Here is an 18,220-nt window from a genome sequence, read left to right on the forward strand (position 1 = left end):
AAATGATCGACACGACTTTGCAGAGACTGGATACCGATTCCTTTGAACGGATAGTGTACGAAAAAGAAAGCCCTTGTTTGGTAATATTTATGAGAAAAACTTGTCATGTGTGTGAAGAAGTCGTTCCGACTTTGGAGGAGTTGGAACCCGAGTATAAAGAGAAATGCGGTTTTTATGCTGTCGATGTAGAAGAGCAAAAGAAACTGTTTCAACGATTTTCTCTAAAAAGCATTCCACAAATTCTCTTTTTTAATGATGGAGAGTACCAGGGCAAAATGGCGGGCCTGGTCGAAGATGATGCAATAGAAGAAAGAATAGCCGAAATTTTTGGATGAATGCACACTAGGAGTTAACCCATGGATAATCACTATGATTTACTCATAATTGGTGGCGGCCCTAGCGGACTTACCGCTGCTATTTATGGCGGTAGGGCCAAGCTGAAGACTGTGGTGATCAATAAGGGATCCGTTGGCGGATTGGTTAACAATACAAGAGAGATAGCCAATTGGCCTGGCATCGTCAATATATCCGGTCCGGACTTAATGGCGACTTTTGAAAAGCATGCAAAGGCCTTTGGCGTCGATTTCCTAAAAGACACCGCAGTTGAAGTAGACTTTTCCAAAGAAGAAAAATTCGTTAGAACCAGAAAAAAGAAAGATCTTTATGCAAAGGCCGTGATCATAGCATGCGGCAGTGAACCGAGATTTCTTAACATCCCTGGAGAGAAAAAGTTCATGGGTAACGGAGTGGCGTATTGCGCCACCTGTGATGCAGAGTCTTTTGAAGGCGAGGATGTCATTGTGGTTGGCAGCGGCGATCAAGCCATTGAAGAAGGAATGTATATCACCAAGTTTGCGAATAAAGTCAAAGTCATTGTCCTGCATGATGAAGGAATTCTGGATTGCAACAAAATAAGCGCTGAGAAGGCGCTCTGCCATGAAGGAATGGAATTCATTTGGAATTCTACGATACAGGAGATCATGGGTCATGAAAATGTGGAGTGCGTAAAGGTGAAGAATCTGAAAACGGGTACGTGTTCAGACCTGCCATGCCAGGGAGTATTCATGTTCGTAGGCATGGTCCCGTCCACCAGATTCTTGGACGGCAGTGGGGTGGAGATGGACAAGAGGGGATATATTCCCGTGAATGAGCATATGGAGACTAATATTCCGGGCGTTTATGCCGTGGGCGATAACAGGATCAAATATTTACGTCAAATCGTTACCTCCGCCGGAGACGGCGCCACTGCAGCAGTAGCTGCTGAAAGATATATTAGCGAATTGAATGATTTTAGGACATCCGTGATGGGCAGCGAAGGAAAGGTTTTGTTGCTGTTCTTCGATGCCAAAGACAATTCAAGTCTGGAATTTGGCACATTGCTTGAGGCGGTTAATAACGAACAGAGTGGAGCGTATAAAATAGTAAAGATTGATGTTGCCACGAAAACAAACCTGGCCGAGAAATATGGAGTCAAAGAGGTCCCAGCGGTTCTGATTCTGGACCGAGGATTATGCGTAAAACAACTGGAGTGTACCATGGACAAAGAAGATTTGGTCGGCCAGTTGATTTCTTGCAAAACAGTTGTGAATTGTCACCCGACCGACAGTTAGGGTCTTGTCCTTCTTTAATAGCGATAATGTTGCATCGCTTGATCTTAACTTGTGGAGAGTTTTCATTCTCTTTCTTCGTGTCTTGAAATGAGGAATAGGAACTATTAGCAGACACAACATTTTATTAAGAGAAGGGAAAAAAAATGTCAATCATTGTCATAAGCAGAGGATGTTATAGCCGCGGCAGTCAAATCGCTATGAAAGTGGCCCAAACTCTCGGCTATAAATGTATATCGCGCGAAATCTTACTGGAAGCCTCTAGGACTTTTGACATTCCCGAGATCAAGCTTATGAAGGCCATCCACGATGCTCCCACGATTCTGGAGCGATTCGGCCACACCAAGGAAAAATACTTATCTTATATTCGCACCGCTTTGCTGAAGGCCGCTCAGACGGATGACATGGTTTATCATGGAATCGCTGGACACTTCTTTCTACAAGGCGTACCTCATGTCTTGAAGGTAAGGATTATCGCTGATTTTGAAGATCGAGTGCGAGAGGAGATGAGACGTGAGAGCATTTCCGAAGACGAAGCACGAACCCTCCTCAAGAAAGACGATGAGGAGCGACGCAAATGGGCCCTGAGCATATATGGCTGTGACACGGCGGATTCATCGCTCTATGACATAGTCTTGAATATCAAGACTCTCACTCAGGACATTGCCGTGGAAACCATAGTTGATATGGTGAGTCTTCCATCATTTCAAACGACTCCAGAATCACAAAGCCTTCTGGGCGACCTAGCCCTTGCAGCCCAAGTAGAATCAGCCCTGATAGACGAGTTCCCTGAGATCCGAGTGACGGCAAAGAACCATATAGTTTTCATCCATGTCAAGGTGTCGCTCAGTATGATGGGAGATGCCTTCAAGCAAAAGCATGTCATTCGCCGGATTGAAGATATTGCCCAGACCATTCAGGGGGTGAAAGAAGTAAAGGTAACTCTGGGATCAGCCGTTTAGAGGGAGGGCAGATCGGAGCCTTTGCTCCGACCGGCGTCAGGTCACCTTTGGATAGCATCATGAGACGAAGTATGGAACGGTAGAACAATGAAGGTGTGTGCCGGGTCTGGAACATGAGGTGGAATGGCCTTCCCTCATTTTCTTCGTCGGGCTTTTCGTGGTCATTGCAGCCGCGGAATCCACGGGACTTATCCAGGAGATCGCCAACGTAGTGCTTCAGGCATCACAGGGTAACCTCACCATCGCTGTAATCATGATCCTCTGGGTTTCGGCCATTGCCTCCGCGTTCATCGACAACATCCCTTTCACTGCGACCATGCTGCCCATCGTGCTGTTCCTGAGCGAGAGCTTCGGCCTGCCCAAGGACAACGTGCTGTGGTGGTCTCTATCCCTCGGGGCGTGCCTGGGCGGCAACGGCACTGTGATCGGTGCAAGCGCTAATGTGGTCACGGTGGGTGTGGCGGAAAAGGCGGGCTTCAGAATCTCATTCGTGGAATATATGAAGATGTGCTGGTGGCCCATGATGATCACTGTCACCATGTGCATGGTTTACTTGCTCATCGCGTATTGATCAAAATGCCATGCGTTGAGATTGTGTCTCTTCGGATAGTCTGTTTCCGGGAAATGAGGCAACCAGCTCAACTCATTTCTTCAGGAGTAATCATGGGATACAAAAGCGTTAGATTACTCCCATTTTACGCGAGTACCATTAGGAATCCTGTTTTTGCCGCTTCCTGCAGATTTCCGCAGCGCAATCATCGCTTTGAAGACCTAGTGTTCGGTACGGAGGTATCTGGTAGGACGGCATTGCTCAATTTAGCTTCTTTGACCACGCACATTCTTGTGGCAGCGTCTTCATGAACGTCAACAAGGATGTCTGAAGACTGAGGTAAGGGACCATGACGAGAAACCAAAAAAAGCAGAAGCCTCAACCGATTGGCCTCATCACAGGTGCAGAGTCTTTCGCTGCTCCAGCGCTCATTAAGCAACTGGCAACGCAGATGGAGACGGAACCCTTCGATCAGATAACAGCTGTAACCCTCAAAGAACTCTCGAGGATGTTTGAAAGAAAAGATGGAATTGAAGTCTTCAGGGGCACACGATCCTCGTTTGAAGAGGCACTGTCACTCGTGGCGGATATACTGGTTGACAAGACGTTGTATGAGAGGCTTGGGGACTCCTATGTCTGTCACAAAGAGCTTTTCAGCAGGCTCCTTTTCCGCGCGGCGGAAATTGCCGGGGAATTGTGTGAGCGCTGGGCTGGAGAACTGATCTCCGAATTGGATGAATTGGAGGCGCAGTATATTGAGGACATGAAGTCCCCCAACGAATGAGCGACGGCGTGCAGATTACTGTCGTTCTCAAAGTTGATCGCAATAGGAATATGGCTTCCGAGAACTTCCATCGTGAGAATTTCATAGCGTCCGGACTACCGCATGCATTCCAGTTTCCTAACGGAGAGTGGCGTACTCTGCGACCAGCAATTGATGGCACATCGACTGGTACGTCCGACAATTTTATTCTCGGAGCCTCTCGTCAACCTCCGCCCGAGAGGCAAAGGACTTCTGATTTGAGCTCGGTTTGCCCCTTATCTGACCGCACGCCTATCTGATACTTTCTCTACCTTTAGAGAACAACTAGGGCACGCCCTGTGCCTCCGGCTTGGACGGGTCCGCTCGACCCCGATCGAAGGCGATTCCGATTCCTACAGATAATACAAGTCATCAATGAAAAAGGCTCTCAGGCTTAGCCAAATCAATTCTTCCTCCCTCATATCACGAGGTTTAGCCTTTCACGTACATACTGGAAAAGTGTGAGTGACCGTCTTCTCTCAAGCTTGGGATCCCCGGACCGCCAGAAACTGTAAAAATATCTTGACAACTTCGAAACAGTAATATTACGATCATATGAAAAGTGCCACCTGATAACCAGATAGTTACGATCTGTCAAATATCTCAATGAATCACTTTGTGTTCGAAAGTGGGTATTCGGCAGGTTCCCAGGGGGAATGCTGAGGAGGATCCCCTTGACTTCCGCGGCAACGGAAGCCAAGGGCAGGCGGGAACAAGGTCTACCATCCCCGTTTCCTGCCATTTTCCATCTTCCCATAGTTCCCGTCAAGAGGTTTTTCCGGCAAACAGACTGTCCGCTGCTAAGGACGCAGCTACAAGTTAGGCCGTCTTTTGAATACGTTTGACATTTCGATCTTCCGGATCGATTGATGAAGGAGTATGTTATGATTCGTTGCGCGTTCTTTCTCTGCTTCTTCCTTCTTATAGCGAGTGCGACTGCTGGTTTTTCCCAGGGAATGCAGGGGTGTTATCCATTACCCGTTCCGGTGGTCAATCCCCGTGTTCCTCAGAGACCCGCGCCTCCCATAACGCGGACGGTGCAAGTCGATGTTCCCGTGCCCTGTGCACCCGTATATTGCGGTCCGCCGATGCCTTGTCCGCCGAATCCGTGTGCTCCACCCGTTTGTGCACCTCCGCCATGTCCGACAAGACCCGTGCAGGTGAGAGTTGATGTGGTTGTCCGCCCTGAGAATACTCAGCCGTGCGTACCACAGAGATTCTGCTGCGAAAATCCTCCTGTTTTCGAGCCATTCTTCTGTAAGGCTGCCGGGATGATCCAATCCTTGATCGCTGCACCGCTCTGTATCGGTGAGAGGTTTATGGGGCACCCAGTACCTGCCGCTTTGCCCCCGGCCACTCCCATACCTTGCTGGCGTATGTGTGCACCGATCAATCCTGCGTGTGTTCAGCCGCCGCCGGCTACTCGATGCATGCCGGTCTGCCCCCCGGTCGGCTGTGCCCCAGCAGGACCGCCAGCTAAGGTTCGACCATCATGTGTTCCGATATCGGCTCGGACGTATCCGCTGAACTATCCTTATCCAAAATGATCCTGCTGATTGGCAGAAATAAATCCCGAAGAAGAGTTTTTGGGCCACTATGATAGCTTCAAGCTTTTCAAAGATGTGGCGACGAATACTTATAAGGAACTTTTGTCATGAGAGCTTTTTCTCTTCCATATAAGAGGTTTATGATTGCGGTCTTTGCAGTCTTCGCACTAGCCGCCTCTGGGAATATCACCGCATTAGCTCAGGGAACGGAAAGCTCACGGGAGCTTGAACGCGTTGATATAAATCCCCCCGACCGTCGGCCTGCAGCCAGAGCTACATCGGAGGCGGCCCCCCGCTACACTGGGGACCAGACCAATTCTCCGGATTCGTCGTCCTCCAGTGGCCCTGAGAGTGCTGCGGTATTCGGCAATGGAAACAGCGCAGCAGCATCTACCCTTTCCTTGGTGACCGGTAAATCTACAGTGTCCATCGGTGCGCCCGCCCTGCCTGCACAGGTTCAAACGATTACTCCCCAGGACATTCAGCAGCTCAATATCTGGGGCAGAGAACCTGCGGACCTATTTATTAGGACCGCAGGAATAAATGCTTATTATTACAACCAGGGAACCTTGGGTCTGGGCATCGGCATGAGAGGTTTTGCCACTGCCAATGACATTGGGTTTTGGGTAGACGGCGTGCCACAGAACTATCCGTCGGAGGTCGGTCAAGGTAGAGTCGTGCTCCAATGGCTAACCCCTGAGGCGATCGAAAGAATCGAGGTCATCAAAGGTCCCTTTTCCGCTATGTACGGTAACTTTGCCGAGGCAGGTGTGATCAATATTGTGACCAAGAAGAGCGCCCCTTCCTCCAGCGTAACAGCGGAAGGGGGCAGTTTCGGCGCTTTTCGGGGGCTTGCAATTCTGAGTAGCCAGAACTTGGTCCCCACTCCGTTCCTGGTTCAAGACTATTATGACATTAATGGATACCGGGAAAATTCCCAGCTTAAACAGGGGACTACTTTCGATAAGTTTTCCGTCCCAATCGTGGGTGGTATTCTCTCTTTGCGATACAGCTACTTTCAGTCGGACTGGGGTGGCGCTGGATATGTGCCCGTCAATCAGGTAAAGAGTGGACAATGGCCCAGAAAACAAGCCCTCGATCCCTGGGATGGTGGTTGGGTGAGGCGATCCGAATTGGTTGCGAATTATGCTCCAGCATGCGGAGAGCGCGGGCTTTATGCTGATCTCTATATGCATAGATACGACGGTATACGGTGGAGGAAGCTTTGGCCGACCACGAACTCAGAATACGCTGTGTATGAAGGCAGGCCGTACTGGGGTGGACGAGCCTACTACAACCTTGTCTTTGGGGATGTAGCCTCGCTTACGGTAGGTGGGGATACCAGACAGGATACCGGTTCCGAACAGCGATACAACACGATCAGGAGAGTAAGATCCGCTCCCGACACGTTCGGGTACGAGCTGTCATTAACCAATTGGGGGATGTTTTTGCAAGGCCAAATCAAACCCCATGAAAAGGCGAAGATCGTCGGAGGACTCCGATGGGATTACTTTACGCAGCAGTTCGACAATCAGACTCGGCCTCAGAACTCCGGCAAACAACAGCTTTGGGTCAGTTCTCCAAAAGTCGGGTTCGTCATGACTCCGACAGAGAATTTCAACATATTCGGAAACGCGGGTATGGGATTCCGAACGCCGGCTTTTACCGAGGTTTCGCCATACCAGGCAGGAAAGAATGCGAACTTCGGATTGGAGTGTCCAGCGGTTCGAACATACGATATTGGCGCAAATGCGACACTGTTCGGTAGTTTGTACCTCGCTGCCGATTACTATCACACGTACATGGAGCGAGAACTAGTGACTATTGCTAGTGAATCGTTCAACGTCGGCAACACGGTGCGAAAGGGCTATGAACTGGAAGCGAAATATTACCCCAGCAAGAACCTTGACTTTTTCGCAAGTTATGCATGGGTGGATGCCAAGGTAGTTGACCCGACCAATCCAGGACAATTCCTCGTACCCTATATCCCGGAACACCTCATAAAGGCAGGAGTGACGATAGGAAGGGACTTCGGTCCGTACGGAAACATTCTTGCTGACCTGTACTATCAATACTTCAGTGGCCCCCCTTTATACAACGGAACTGTGACGACTCCTCTCTACGCGCCGGACTACGATGTGTACAATTTTAAGCTTCGATACACAGGAAACGGGTGGTCCTCCTTCTTTTCCGCGAGATGTCAACCGAGGGAATACTCCGCGTCGTATTTCTCGAACACTGGAGCGCTTCTGACGTACGATCCCCCACCCCAATGGGAGCTTAATGCAGGTCTCATGTACTCGTTTTATTGACAAAGCACATGCGTAAGCTGCGTGCAAAAGCACGCAGCAAGATTGCATAGGATAGCCCAACACGTGACCTTGTTGCATACGACAAATGAAAACTTTTTCTCTTCTGAGGGGTAAGTCTTTTCATTGAAGATTGCATCCGTTATGAGAGAAATAGCACCTATTGATACGACCCGGGCGATTGACCAATTGCTCGTTCACTGACTCTATGGAATACTATGGATCGATCAACTGACAAACCCATACTTGAAACGATCAATCTCTGCAAACGATTCGGTGAAACACATGCCCTTCATGAAGTTAACCTTCTCGTAAAACCGGGCGAAATTTACTGTCTTCTCGGAGCCAACGGAGCGGGCAAGACGACTCTTGTCAATGTCTTCCTTGGCTTCTTGGAACCAACCTCCGGAACAGCCTATGTCAATGGCCGCAATGTCACTCGGCATGGTCTCGAATGCAAACGGGAAATCGCCTATATTCCCGAGCAGGTAATGCTTTACGGAGTACTCTCCGGCATAGAAAATCTGGAATATTTCGCGGAGCTGGCGACAGGCGAGCGGCAGAATCGTTCGCTTCTTTTAACTCACCTGGAAGAGGTAGGGCTGGATAGGCAGGCAGCGGTACGAAGGGTTTCGACCTACTCCAAAGGGATGCGTCAGAAAGTCGGCATCGCCATTGCGTTAGCCAAGCGCGCTCGCGCCCTGCTCCTCGACGAACCGACCTCGGGGCTTGACCCCAAAGCCGCAAGTGAATTCTCCCAGCTCCTTCGAGAGGCTCGCGACAGGGGAGTGGAGATATTGACCACTACCCACGACCTGTTTCATGCAAAACAAACCAGTTCTCGGATCGGGATTATGAATCAGGGACGGCTGGTGGCAGAATTGGACAGCCACGAACTCGGCAATGCCGATCTCGAAGCTCTGTACCTCCAACACATGAGGGCCTGATCGTGATACGGAGAATTGCTTGGCGCGAATTCATCGAATTTATCCGCGACGGTCGATTGCCCTTGGTTGGCGGTTTGTTTGCAGTGCTTCTGGTAGTATTACTCGCTGTCGGCTGGCGGCAGCAGAGCAACTTGAATATGGAGCGAACCGCTGCCCAGGGCATGGACTACAACGATTGGCTCCACCAGAAAGATCGCCATCCTCATGACGCAGCCCATCAGGGGATGCATGTATTCAAACCGATACCAAGACTTTCTTTGATCGATCCCGGGATCGATCCATATGTCGGTTCGACCATCTGGCTGCGATCCCATCGCCAAAGCGAGGTCAAATTCCGTCCCGCCCAAGACGCCACGGGTCTCCAGCGTTTCGGCACCCTTTCGACTGCCTGGATGCTGCAAGTACTTGGCCCGCTATTTGTGATTGTTTTAGGGTTCAGCGCGTTTTCCGGCGAACGGGAACAAGGTACTCTTCGCCAAACGTTAAGCCTGGGGGTGGCCCCACGGCAAATCCTGTGGGGCAAAGCAACGGCACTAGCCGGAAGCCTGGCACTCTTGCTCCTTCCGGCACTGTTGCTGGCTTTGATTGGAGCCGGATCGGCATTTGAACAAGATCGTCTTGACCTCCTGATCCGTTTGATGTTGCTCGGTCTTGGATATGCCTTGTATTTAGGGATCGCAATCTTTCTCACGCTTGCCGTATCGGCTATTGCCCCCTCGTCACGGGTCTCCCTGGTGCTGTTGATCGGCCTGTGGATTACCGGTGTAATAGTGGCACCACGTATCGCCTCCGATCTGTCCAAAGACTGGCACCCCAATCCCACGGGAGTGGAGTTCAAGACCAGGTTGGACAATGAACTTGAGGATCGGTATCGACAAGTGTGGAAAGAGAAGCTCGGCACCGAAAAGCGGTGGGGCCAGGAATTGCCGCTCAACCGCTGGGGAGAGGCGCTGAAGGTGGACGACCAAGCCGGCTATGAGGTAACCGACGAGCATTTTTCCCGTCTCTGGGACACCTTTGCCCTGCAGCAACGAAGCCAGGAATGGATCGGCCTTGCCGTACCTGTGCTGGCCATCCGCGGATTCTCCATGGGAATGGCGGGCACCGATTTCTCCCATCACAGAGAATTCGCCCAGGCGGCTGAACGTCAGCGGCGGCTGATCCAGGACACGATGAGCAAAGACTTGATTGAACACGCCGATCCCTTGGGAAACCAGCACTTTGCCTACAAGGCAAGTCCCGATTTATGGGCGCGAGTACCGCCGTTTGAGTATTCGCTGCCAAAGGTGGGCTTTGCCCTGCGACAGAACAAGACAAGTTTGTCTGTTCTTCTTGCCGGATTGTTGATATGGATGGGTATTGCCCATCTGGCTATGCCGCGCCGCGCCTGATCGAGGAGATACCCCTTTGACCGATACATTTCGCACTTTCTTATTGATATTCCGACACGAGGGTCGGGTAATCCTCGCTGACCGCAGTCTGTGGCTGGTAACCGCAATTCTTGCCTCACTGATTTTCTATGCCTTGTACAACGGATTCAACGCCACAACAAGTCGCGAGCGAACGATCGCCAATCTGCGCGAGCTGCAGCAGGAGAAACAACGCAGCAATATTGCCCAGCTGGCCAGAATCATGGAAGGAAAGGAGTTACCCGACCCATTTGCCAACCCCGCCGACCCGGCATCCATCGGCAGCGACATGGGAGGTCCTTTTGCGGTCATGCCGATCCTGCCGCTTGCCCCGCTGGCATTTGGCCAGTCGGATATCCAGCCCGACTATTACCAGATAACCTATCGCAGTAAGGCAAATTTCATGTACGATACCGAGATAGAGAACCCGTGGAACCTCCTCACCGGGCACTTCGAACCATCTTTTGTGATCGTCTATGTATTGCCGCTGTTAATATTCTCACTCAGTTACAATCTGCTTTCCGCCGAGCGCGAGCATGGTACCTTGAAGATGCTGCTCTCACAGCCTGTCGACCTCTCCACGATAGTTGCCGGAAAAATTGCGGTGCGTGCATTGCCGGTTTTGGCGTGTGTGACCTTGCTGCCAGCCATGGTGCTTCTTGTTTTGCGGCCAGAACTTCTCCATATCAAAAACCTCTCCTTGCTGCTCTTGTTTATCGCGGAGACAATGGCTTATGGCTTGTTCTGGTTTGTTCTTGCTTTATTGGTCAATGCCTGGGGAGGCTCATCAGCAGCAAACGCACTTGTCCTTATCACCAGTTGGGTATTTCTGGTGTTAATTCTACCGATTATTCTCAATGTCATGGTGTCGACCCTCCAACCGGCGCCTTCCCGGATTGAACTCGCTACTCGCACCAGACTAATCGCCATCCACACTTTGAACCATTATAATGACCTTCTCTCCGCCGATTACCGTTACACCACGCAACCGGAGATATTGCTACCTAAAGACGGCAAAATTGACGTCCCCAAACGGCGTAGAGGGCTCTTTTTTCTCCAACGCGACCAGGATCAAGAACTTCAGGAGATGCTTAATCGATTCGAGACCCAGCTTGCTGCGCAACAGGCACTGGTCGATCGATTCAGCTTCCTCTCTCCGGCAATTGTCCTCAGCGAAGGCCTTACCGCGCTTGCCGGAAGCGGAACCCACCGTCACCTGCATTTCCGGGGACTCGTCGATCGTTTCCACCGTGAATGGAAGGCATATTTCGAACCTCGAATACTTAGGGGCGTGGCGATAAAGGAGGCAGATTTCCAGACGATGCCGGCCTTTACCTGGAAAGAGCAATCGTTTTCGGCTGTCGTTATCGATGCACTTGTCCGACTGTTGCAGATTCTGATTCCGACTTTTATCATGGTCTGGCTGACAAGACGTTTACTGTTCAACTATCGGGTAATTTGATTGAAAGAGCTGAGCTGTAAAGGAACTATGAAGGAATGACAAGAACCTGTGCGTTCTTCCTGGTCTGGTGCTCGGTTTATTCTCATTTGGCAGCTCTTACTAGGGAGAGTTCCGCTTGGAGCCTTCCGGACCATTTCGTATATGTTGAGGATGTTATACCCAACGTCAAGGTGGATCTCCGCTATTTTACGGACAGAAATTTCTTGGGTCGACGTGTCGATGGATATCTCAAACCTAGGCTCATACTCACAAGAGAAGCGGCTGAAGCGCTCGGCAAGGTCCGGGAGGAGCTGAATGGCTTTGGACTGGACTTAAAAATCTTCGATGGTTACCGCCCGCAAAGGGCGTTGAACGACTTCGTACGGTGGGCTAAGGATCCCAGCGATATGAAGACGCAGACGGAATATTACCCCAAGTTTGAGAAAAAGGAGGACTTGTTCAAAGAGCAGTACCTCGTCGAGAGATCGAGCCATTCCCGAGGAAGCGCTGTTGATTTGACTATTGTATTTTCCGACAGACAAGGGGGAACATCCGAGCTGGAAATGGGAACCCCGTTCGATTTTTTTGGACCAGAATCACACCCCGCTAGTGCTCTGGTGTCGGCCGAATGTCGAGCCCATCGCATGCTCCTGCAAGTAATTATAATGGGGCCAACTCTTTGACAGTTACCCTGAATAGCCGCCTTTCGAGAATTTCTCCAGTTCTTAGTGAGCAGGGAGGCGCCATGCATTCTTCCAAAACGAAATTCTTTAACTCTCAAGTCGAAGAAGAGTGGGCCGCTGTTGATTACAGTGATGAGAAAATAGTCAGGATAGACAGGATGCTGCGCTTGGCTCAGGTCCGGATGGGGATGAAGATTTTGGAACCCGGCTGTGGGACAGGGCGTCTGACTCGCATTCTGGCTGATCGAGTAGGCACAGGTGGACATATAGTGGCCATTGATATAAGCGAGAAGATGGTCGAAGCATGCCTCCGAAAGGCCAATTGGAAGGCCCATGTCGAGGTAGTGTGTGCCTCAGTGGAGGAGTATCCGCTTCCTCCACGAGAATTTGATGCGGTCATTTGCCATCAGGTGTTTCCCCATTTCAACGATAAGCTTACGGCTCTTAATGTTTTTTCCACAATTCTCAAGCCATACGGACGGTTAGCCATATTCCACTTCATCAACTCCGCTCAAATAAACGATCTGCACAGAATAGCTCATGAAGCAGTCATGGAGGACCTCATGCCGGCTGAGGATGCCATGACGAGCATGCTCGATTCAGTCGGCTTCCAAATAGATATTTTCGAGGATGACGAAAACGGTTACTTGCTGATTTCACATCTCGTTCATTGACGCAGAAATGGTGCTATCACGCGATCCAGAACTCCTTGCACTTTGGAGATTGCTATGCCGTAATTGGTGATAGCAACAGCGCGTCGCTTGCACTCGTTTATACGTCTGATCATTTCCGTGCGGTTAAGCATGCAGGCACCACAATGCACCACAAGTCGATATTTCTCCAGATCCTCGGGAAAATCGTGACCGGAAACAACATAAAAAGCTAATTCTTTTCCTGTGTACTGAGTTATCCATCGCGGGATTTTCACTCTTCCAATGTCGTCTGACTGAACATGATGCGAGCAACCCTCGCTCATGAGAATTCTGTCTCCATCCTGCAATATGTCTATCGTTGCGGCTCCCTGAAGCACTTGGGTCAAATCTCCTTTGAATCGAGCAAAAAGAGTCGAAAAGGTTGTCAGTGGCGTGTCTTTGGCCACATCGGCAGCGACTTTCAATATTACTTGGGAATCAGTTATGACTAGAGAAGGCTTTTGTTTCAGGTTTAAGAGCGCTTGTTCCAATTCCCTTTCTTTTGCGATCACGCCTACCCCATCGCAGTCCAGGATTTCTCTCAGTACCTGCACTTGAGGCAGTATCAAACGGCCTTTGGGGGCTGCCAAATCAATTGGAACCACACAGACCACCGTGTCCCCCTCACGTATCAAATCGCCGACGAGCATGGGGTCTCGTTTTAATTCAGGAGGCGTCATTGAGATCAAAGCTTCTCTCAGATCAGAGATCCCGTAGTTTGTCTTGGCTGAGATTTCGATGAATCCGATATTGTGAGAAGCGCAATACTCTTTGTCTTCGAGTCTTGGAGTCTCTAAATCAGTCTTGTTGAAGACTACGAGCAGCGGAATTTCGAGACGCTTAATTTCCCGGACAAGCTCTTTTTCCGCTTCTGTGAGCCCCTGCTCGTCAGTCACCAGCACCGCTATATCTGCCCGCCACAGAATCTTCCTGCTGGCCTTTACCCTCATTCGACCCAGTTCTCCAAAATCGTCCAGACCTGCCGTGTCGTAAAACGTCGCAGGGCCTATCGGCAATAGTTCGTAATGTTTGGCCACCGGATCTGTGGTGGTTCCGGGAACATCGGAGACTATGGACACCTCTTCTCCGATAATCGCGTTGATCAGAGAGGATTTTCCAGCATTTCTGCGTCCCAAAATGGCAATAACAAGTCTGACTCCTCTGGGGGCTTCGTTCATGATTCATTCCTTTGGCAAAAACCTTTTGAAGAAGAAGGAACGAGGCCGCATTGGTATATGATTGCCCTGACTGCTTCCACTTCTTCTCTGGCTTTAGAGAAGTTCGTGTTCTTTCCGGGATATATGGTGTAGCATGCTCTCACGGCCTCGGGAGTGATCGATGGCATGACCACATTTGCACCGGACCTAAGAGCCGTGGCTTTTCCTTCAGGATTAAGAACCGCGAGAGAACTGGTTGCAGGAATATTGGCACACGGATTTATAATTCTGAGGAGCGCAACGGTCCTGTATGAAGTCATGAGATCGCCAGGCAACTCTTTGCCCAGCGGAGTATCAGGGTGCGGAACAAAAGGACCCACTGCTATCATGTCCAATTCCAGCCGGCTAAGAGCCAGTATGTCCACAGCCAAAATATTCGTATCCATTCCCGGTAAACCGACTATAGCTCCGGACCCGATCTCATAACCGAGTTTTCTGAGACGGTACAGCCTGTCTAACCGGTCCTCGATTATTTGGCCTGATCTCATTTTTTCATGCAGCCCTTTGTCGAAAGTCTCAATCTTGAGAAGATACCGATCAGCTCCACAATCTCTCCAGTAGCGGTATTCGTCCTCCCGCCGATCTCCCAGAGACAAGGTCACTGCAACATCACAACGGCTCTTTATCTCTTGAATAATCTGTCCGATAAACTCCTTTCCATATGAGTAGTCGTCGCCGGACTGGAGAACCACCGTTCCGATGCCAAATTCGGGTAAAAGGGCTGTGGCTTTCAGGATTTCCTCTTTGGTTAGTCGATAGCGTCTCACTGCGGAATTGGGATTGCGCAGTCCGCAATAGGCACACTTCTTTACACAGTGATTCGAGAATTCGATTACTCCTCTGAGGTAAACACAGTCACCTAAGCTGGACTTTCTGATCTCGTCCGCTCGTGAAAACAAAAATCGGTCGTCAGCACCCTCGAGAAGGTCCTCGATCTCAGCCAAAAGCATCGTGTTCATGACGTTCAAACCCTAATTTGTGGAGGCGCTTGGGAGAAAAGATTCTGCTGGCCTGGTCCGCTGACAAGAAGCCTTCATCGATGGCGGCCTGAACGATTGTCTTGTCCTCAGCTTCAGCCTTTTTCACAATCCTTTCAACATTCTCATAGCCGATCAACGGGACAAGGACGGTAGCTGCTATCTTGCTGTTTTGAACTAGTCGTGTGCAGCGATCGATGACGGGTTCGATCCCCTGAACACATTTTTCTGCGAACGACCTCGTGGCTCCGCAGAGAATTGCGACGGATTCCAGCAAGCTATGGGCGAGAAGGGGCAAGAACTGATTGAGCTCCAACTGGCCCATTGCAGCCACGAGACATATGGCCTGATCGTTGGCCATCACTCTTAGCGCCACTTGAGACACCATCTCCGGGATTACCGGGTTTATTTTTCCGGCCATTATCGAAGACCCAGCCTGTCTCGCAGGCAGCTTGATTTCTCCAAATCCAGCATTCGGCCCACAACTCAGCAGCCTTATGTCAGAGGCTATCTTAAAGAGATTGCTTGCGTATGCCTTGAGCATTCCTGCAGATTCAACGAAAGAGTCCATATTCTGTGTTGCGTCCACAAGGTTTTCTGCCCGGGCAACATTCAGGCCGGTGATGTGCCGTAGGTTTTCAGCCACGCGAAAGATATAGTCTCTCGGAGCTCCCAGACCGGTTCCCACAGCAGTACCGCCAAGGTTGATCTGCTTGATCCTCTCCCGAGATTTGAAGATTCTCCACCGATCCCTGGAGAGAGCCTCCGCATAGGAGCCAAATTCCATTCCTAGCGTAATCGGAACAGCATCTTGAAGCTGAGTTCTACCCACTTTTACGACATCTCTGAATTGCTGCTCCTTAACCTGAAAGCTTTGTTGAAGGGCCGATATCTCTACCTCCAGTGTTTGTAAATCGGAGAGAGCTGCGACTCTCAAAGCAGTCGGATACACATCGTTGGTAGACTGATGCATGTTGACATCATCCAGAGGATGCACAACGGAATAATCACCTCTATGGCCTCCAAGAACTTCTATGGCTCTATTGGCTATTACTTCGTTGAGATTCATGTTGGTGGACGTTCCCGCTCCTCCTTGAAAAGCATCGACGACCACATGTTCATGGAGTCTGCCGGCCATGATCTCATCACATGCTTTAAGAATCGCGCTCCCTTTTCGTTGCTCGAGATACCCTAACTCCAGGTTGGTTAAAGCACAGGCTTTTTTGACCGCGGCAAAGGAGATGATGAACGATCGAGGAACCCTGCACCCGGACACGTCGAAGTTGCGCAAAGCCCGTAACGTATGTATTCCGTAATAAGCTTCATCGTCTATCTCCAGTTGCCCCAGTCCGTCACTTTCCCATCTCATGAAGTCTATTCCTTATCTGATCCGCGAGTGTTATCAAATCACCTACAAGGTGGTCAGGAAACTCAATGGATTCAAGAAACAGGGCAAAATTTCCGTCGAGCTCTATTCGCCATGTTGGCAGTTCCTTGCCCACCTTGTCTCCTGCAACGTACTTACGATTGTTCCCGAACAGCCTCACCAGGCGTACAGGTATCTTGTTTTTCTCCCCAAATTCTTTTAGCAGCCCGTCAATTTGCCTAGAAGTAGAGATCTCGTTCGCCATCATCAATTCTTTTCAACCTCGCCTCCACTGCGGCACACCTGGAATTATCTTCAAACCGCAGTAGCTCTCGTGATATGAGCGGTTGGCCTGATGCTCTCGTCCGGTCAGATGCATAATCATTCAAATATTCTTTAAAAGTGAGCAAAGCATTTGGTTGACAGAACTTGTTGATGAAGGAACTCTTGGCCAATCCCATGAAATGATCTCCAGTTCTCCCCAGGCGATAGCATGCGGTGCAGAAAGAAGGAATGTAGGCAAGATTTTCGGAAAGATCGAAGATAACCTCATCAAGCGATCTGGTGTCTCCAATGGTGAATTGCTGCTTGTCTGGAAGGTTGGCTCTGGAATCCCGATATGCTCCCGGATAGGTTCTGCTCCCTGCACTCATTTGAGAGACCCCGATCTTCAGCAGCTCTTTTCGGAAATCCGCGTTCTCGCGAGTAGTTAAGATGAGACCGGTATAAGGGGTCATAATCCGCAGGATGGCGACGACTTTCTTGAAATTGTAATTATCCACCGGGTTGGGGGGGGTGTAAGATATGGCAGCGCCCAATGCAGGTTCTATTCTCGGAAAAGATATGGTATGCGGACCGACGCCGAAATCCTTCTCGAGCTGTTGGGCATGCATCAGCAGTGCAAGGACTTCGAATTTGTGGTTGAACAATCCGAAGAGTGCTCCCATGGCCACGTCATCTATCCCGGCTTCCTGAGCTCTATGCAGAGCATAGAGCCGCCATAGAAAGTCCTTCTTGCGGCCTGACAGGTGTACCTTTTCATATGTGTCCCTGTGATACGTTTCCTGGAAACACTGATACGTGCCGATGCCCGAACCTTTAAGAATCCTGAAATCCTCAACGCTCAGCGGCGCGAGGTTCACATTGAGTCTCCTTATTTCACCGCTCTTGCCGGATTTGACCGAGTAAACGGTTTCCACGTCCTTGGCATAATGCTCTCCATTGAAATCGCTACGCTCACCGTACACGAGGAGCAGCCTCTTGTGTCCCAGTTCCTCAAGTGTTTGCACTTCCTCACGAATTTCCGTAGCGTTCAAGGTTTTGCGGTGTAGTTCTTTGTTACGGGCAGCGAATCCGCAGTATGAGCAAGAATTCCCGCATTCGTTACTGATGTACAGAGGAGCAAACAGGACGATTCGGTTGCCATAAATCTCCAGTTTAATCTGTCGAGCCACTTCGAATATAGCTTCATCAAGTTCTTTATCTTCGTTCTGGAGGAGAACCGCAGTCTCAAGAGTGGTAAGTCCTTTCTTCTCTCTGGCTCTTTCAAGAACCTCTTCAACCTGTTTTGCTACTGGATGTTGCGCTTGGGAGAGCTCGGACCAGATGCGGTATTCATCGATGAAACTAAACTGTTCTTTCTTCAAAGCTAATTCTGCCATGACACACCTCGCAGTATATGTGTGCATCTACACGATTTCCGAATCGTCTC

General features: G+C 50.1%; 16 protein-coding genes. 11 read left to right on the forward strand and 5 right to left on the reverse strand.

Going from position 1 to position 18,220, the window contains the following annotated elements; translation table 11 throughout:
• The first annotated feature begins 2 nt into the window (after positions 1-2).
• From DESTI_RS25500 to DESTI_RS25555, 11 genes are all read left to right on the forward strand, one after another.
• Positions 3-335 (forward strand): thioredoxin family protein, encoded by a 333-nt coding sequence (locus DESTI_RS25500; protein ID WP_014812845.1) that lies wholly within the window; start codon positions 3-5, stop codon positions 333-335.
• A 21-nt stretch (positions 336-356) separates the two neighbouring features.
• Complete coding sequence (locus DESTI_RS25505; protein ID WP_014812846.1) at positions 357-1,610, forward strand: FAD-dependent oxidoreductase; 1,254 nt, start codon at positions 357-359, stop codon at positions 1,608-1,610.
• A 143-nt stretch (positions 1,611-1,753) separates the two neighbouring features.
• Positions 1,754-2,569, forward strand: coding sequence for a cytidylate kinase-like family protein (locus tag DESTI_RS25510; RefSeq protein ID WP_014812847.1), 816 nt, complete (start codon positions 1,754-1,756; stop codon positions 2,567-2,569).
• A 97-nt stretch (positions 2,570-2,666) separates the two neighbouring features.
• Positions 2,667-3,140, forward strand: coding sequence for a sodium:proton antiporter (locus DESTI_RS25515; protein ID WP_041286495.1), 474 nt, complete (start codon positions 2,667-2,669; stop codon positions 3,138-3,140).
• A 328-nt stretch (positions 3,141-3,468) separates the two neighbouring features.
• Complete coding sequence (locus DESTI_RS25520) at positions 3,469-3,903, forward strand: hypothetical protein (protein WP_014812850.1); 435 nt, start codon at positions 3,469-3,471, stop codon at positions 3,901-3,903.
• A 1,672-nt stretch (positions 3,904-5,575) separates the two neighbouring features.
• Positions 5,576-7,780, forward strand: coding sequence for a TonB-dependent receptor (locus DESTI_RS25530; protein WP_014812853.1), 2,205 nt, complete (start codon positions 5,576-5,578; stop codon positions 7,778-7,780).
• Positions 7,781-7,995: 215 nt separating this feature from the next.
• A complete protein-coding gene (locus DESTI_RS25535; protein WP_014812854.1) occupies positions 7,996-8,724 on the forward strand; it encodes an ABC transporter ATP-binding protein in 729 nt (242 codons plus the stop codon).
• A gap of 2 nt (positions 8,725-8,726) precedes the next feature.
• Positions 8,727-10,115: an ABC transporter permease subunit gene (locus DESTI_RS25540; protein ID WP_014812855.1), complete on the forward strand. Its 1,389-nt coding sequence runs from the start codon at positions 8,727-8,729 to the stop codon at positions 10,113-10,115.
• Between the two features lie 16 nt (positions 10,116-10,131).
• Entirely contained in the window at positions 10,132-11,595 is a 1,464-nt protein-coding gene (locus tag DESTI_RS25545) for a DUF3526 domain-containing protein (RefSeq protein ID WP_014812856.1), read from the forward strand.
• Positions 11,596-11,630: 35 nt separating this feature from the next.
• Positions 11,631-12,257 (forward strand): M15 family metallopeptidase, encoded by a 627-nt coding sequence (locus tag DESTI_RS25550; RefSeq protein WP_014812857.1) that lies wholly within the window; start codon positions 11,631-11,633, stop codon positions 12,255-12,257.
• A gap of 62 nt (positions 12,258-12,319) precedes the next feature.
• Entirely contained in the window at positions 12,320-12,931 is a 612-nt protein-coding gene (locus DESTI_RS25555) for a class I SAM-dependent methyltransferase (protein ID WP_014812858.1), read from the forward strand.
• Here DESTI_RS25555 and hydF read toward each other — a convergent pair.
• The 5 genes from hydF to hydG are packed head-to-tail and all read right to left on the reverse strand — an operon-like array spanning position 12,925 to position 18,170.
• Complete coding sequence (gene hydF / locus DESTI_RS25560) at positions 12,925-14,127, reverse strand: [FeFe] hydrogenase H-cluster maturation GTPase HydF (RefSeq protein ID WP_014812859.1); 1,203 nt, start codon at positions 14,125-14,127, stop codon at positions 12,925-12,927. The genes DESTI_RS25555 and hydF overlap by 7 nt on opposite strands.
• Positions 14,124-15,125 carry a [FeFe] hydrogenase H-cluster radical SAM maturase HydE gene (hydE, locus tag DESTI_RS25565; protein WP_014812860.1) on the reverse strand — a complete coding sequence of 334 codons (1,002 nt, stop codon included), beginning with the start codon at positions 15,123-15,125 and terminating at the stop codon, positions 14,124-14,126. Before hydE ends, hydF begins: the two co-directional genes overlap by 4 nt.
• Positions 15,103-16,512 (reverse strand): aspartate ammonia-lyase, encoded by a 1,410-nt coding sequence (locus DESTI_RS25570; protein WP_014812861.1) that lies wholly within the window; start codon positions 16,510-16,512, stop codon positions 15,103-15,105. The genes hydE and DESTI_RS25570 overlap by 23 nt, the downstream gene beginning before the upstream one ends.
• On the reverse strand, positions 16,496-16,777 hold the full coding sequence (locus DESTI_RS25575) for a hypothetical protein (RefSeq protein WP_041286499.1): 282 nt from the start codon (positions 16,775-16,777) through the stop codon (positions 16,496-16,498). Before DESTI_RS25575 ends, DESTI_RS25570 begins: the two co-directional genes overlap by 17 nt.
• Positions 16,749-18,170: a [FeFe] hydrogenase H-cluster radical SAM maturase HydG gene (gene hydG, locus DESTI_RS25580; protein WP_014812863.1), complete on the reverse strand. Its 1,422-nt coding sequence runs from the start codon at positions 18,168-18,170 to the stop codon at positions 16,749-16,751. Before hydG ends, DESTI_RS25575 begins: the two co-directional genes overlap by 29 nt.
• Positions 18,171-18,220 lie beyond the last annotated feature (50 nt).

Source organism: Desulfomonile tiedjei DSM 6799, from assembly GCF_000266945.1.
In the GTDB taxonomy this organism is placed as follows: Bacteria; Desulfobacterota; Desulfomonilia; order Desulfomonilales; family Desulfomonilaceae; genus Desulfomonile; species Desulfomonile tiedjei.

What these genes read in the sequence shown, in the direction of transcription:
- DESTI_RS25500 (WP_014812845.1), top strand. Translation starts at nt 3, where the DNA reads ATGATCGACACGACTTTGCAGAGACTGGATACCGATTCCTTTGAACGG.
- DESTI_RS25505 (WP_014812846.1), top strand. Translation starts at nt 357, where the DNA reads ATGGATAATCACTATGATTTACTCATAATTGGTGGCGGCCCTAGCGGA.
- DESTI_RS25510 (WP_014812847.1), top strand. Translation starts at nt 1,754, where the DNA reads ATGTCAATCATTGTCATAAGCAGAGGATGTTATAGCCGCGGCAGTCAA.
- DESTI_RS25520 (WP_014812850.1), top strand. Translation starts at nt 3,469, where the DNA reads ATGACGAGAAACCAAAAAAAGCAGAAGCCTCAACCGATTGGCCTCATC.
- DESTI_RS25530 (WP_014812853.1), top strand. Translation starts at nt 5,576, where the DNA reads ATGAGAGCTTTTTCTCTTCCATATAAGAGGTTTATGATTGCGGTCTTT.
- DESTI_RS25535 (WP_014812854.1), top strand. Translation starts at nt 7,996, where the DNA reads ATGGATCGATCAACTGACAAACCCATACTTGAAACGATCAATCTCTGC.
- DESTI_RS25550 (WP_014812857.1), top strand. Translation starts at nt 11,631, where the DNA reads ATGACAAGAACCTGTGCGTTCTTCCTGGTCTGGTGCTCGGTTTATTCT.
- DESTI_RS25555 (WP_014812858.1), top strand. Translation starts at nt 12,320, where the DNA reads ATGCATTCTTCCAAAACGAAATTCTTTAACTCTCAAGTCGAAGAAGAG.
- hydF (WP_014812859.1), bottom strand. Translation starts at nt 14,127, where the DNA reads ATGAACGAAGCCCCCAGAGGAGTCAGACTTGTTATTGCCATTTTGGGA.
- hydE (WP_014812860.1), bottom strand. Translation starts at nt 15,125, where the DNA reads ATGAACACGATGCTTTTGGCTGAGATCGAGGACCTTCTCGAGGGTGCT.
- DESTI_RS25570 (WP_014812861.1), bottom strand. Translation starts at nt 16,512, where the DNA reads ATGAGATGGGAAAGTGACGGACTGGGGCAACTGGAGATAGACGATGAA.
- DESTI_RS25575 (WP_041286499.1), bottom strand. Translation starts at nt 16,777, where the DNA reads ATGATGGCGAACGAGATCTCTACTTCTAGGCAAATTGACGGGCTGCTA.
- hydG (WP_014812863.1), bottom strand. Translation starts at nt 18,170, where the DNA reads ATGGCAGAATTAGCTTTGAAGAAAGAACAGTTTAGTTTCATCGATGAA.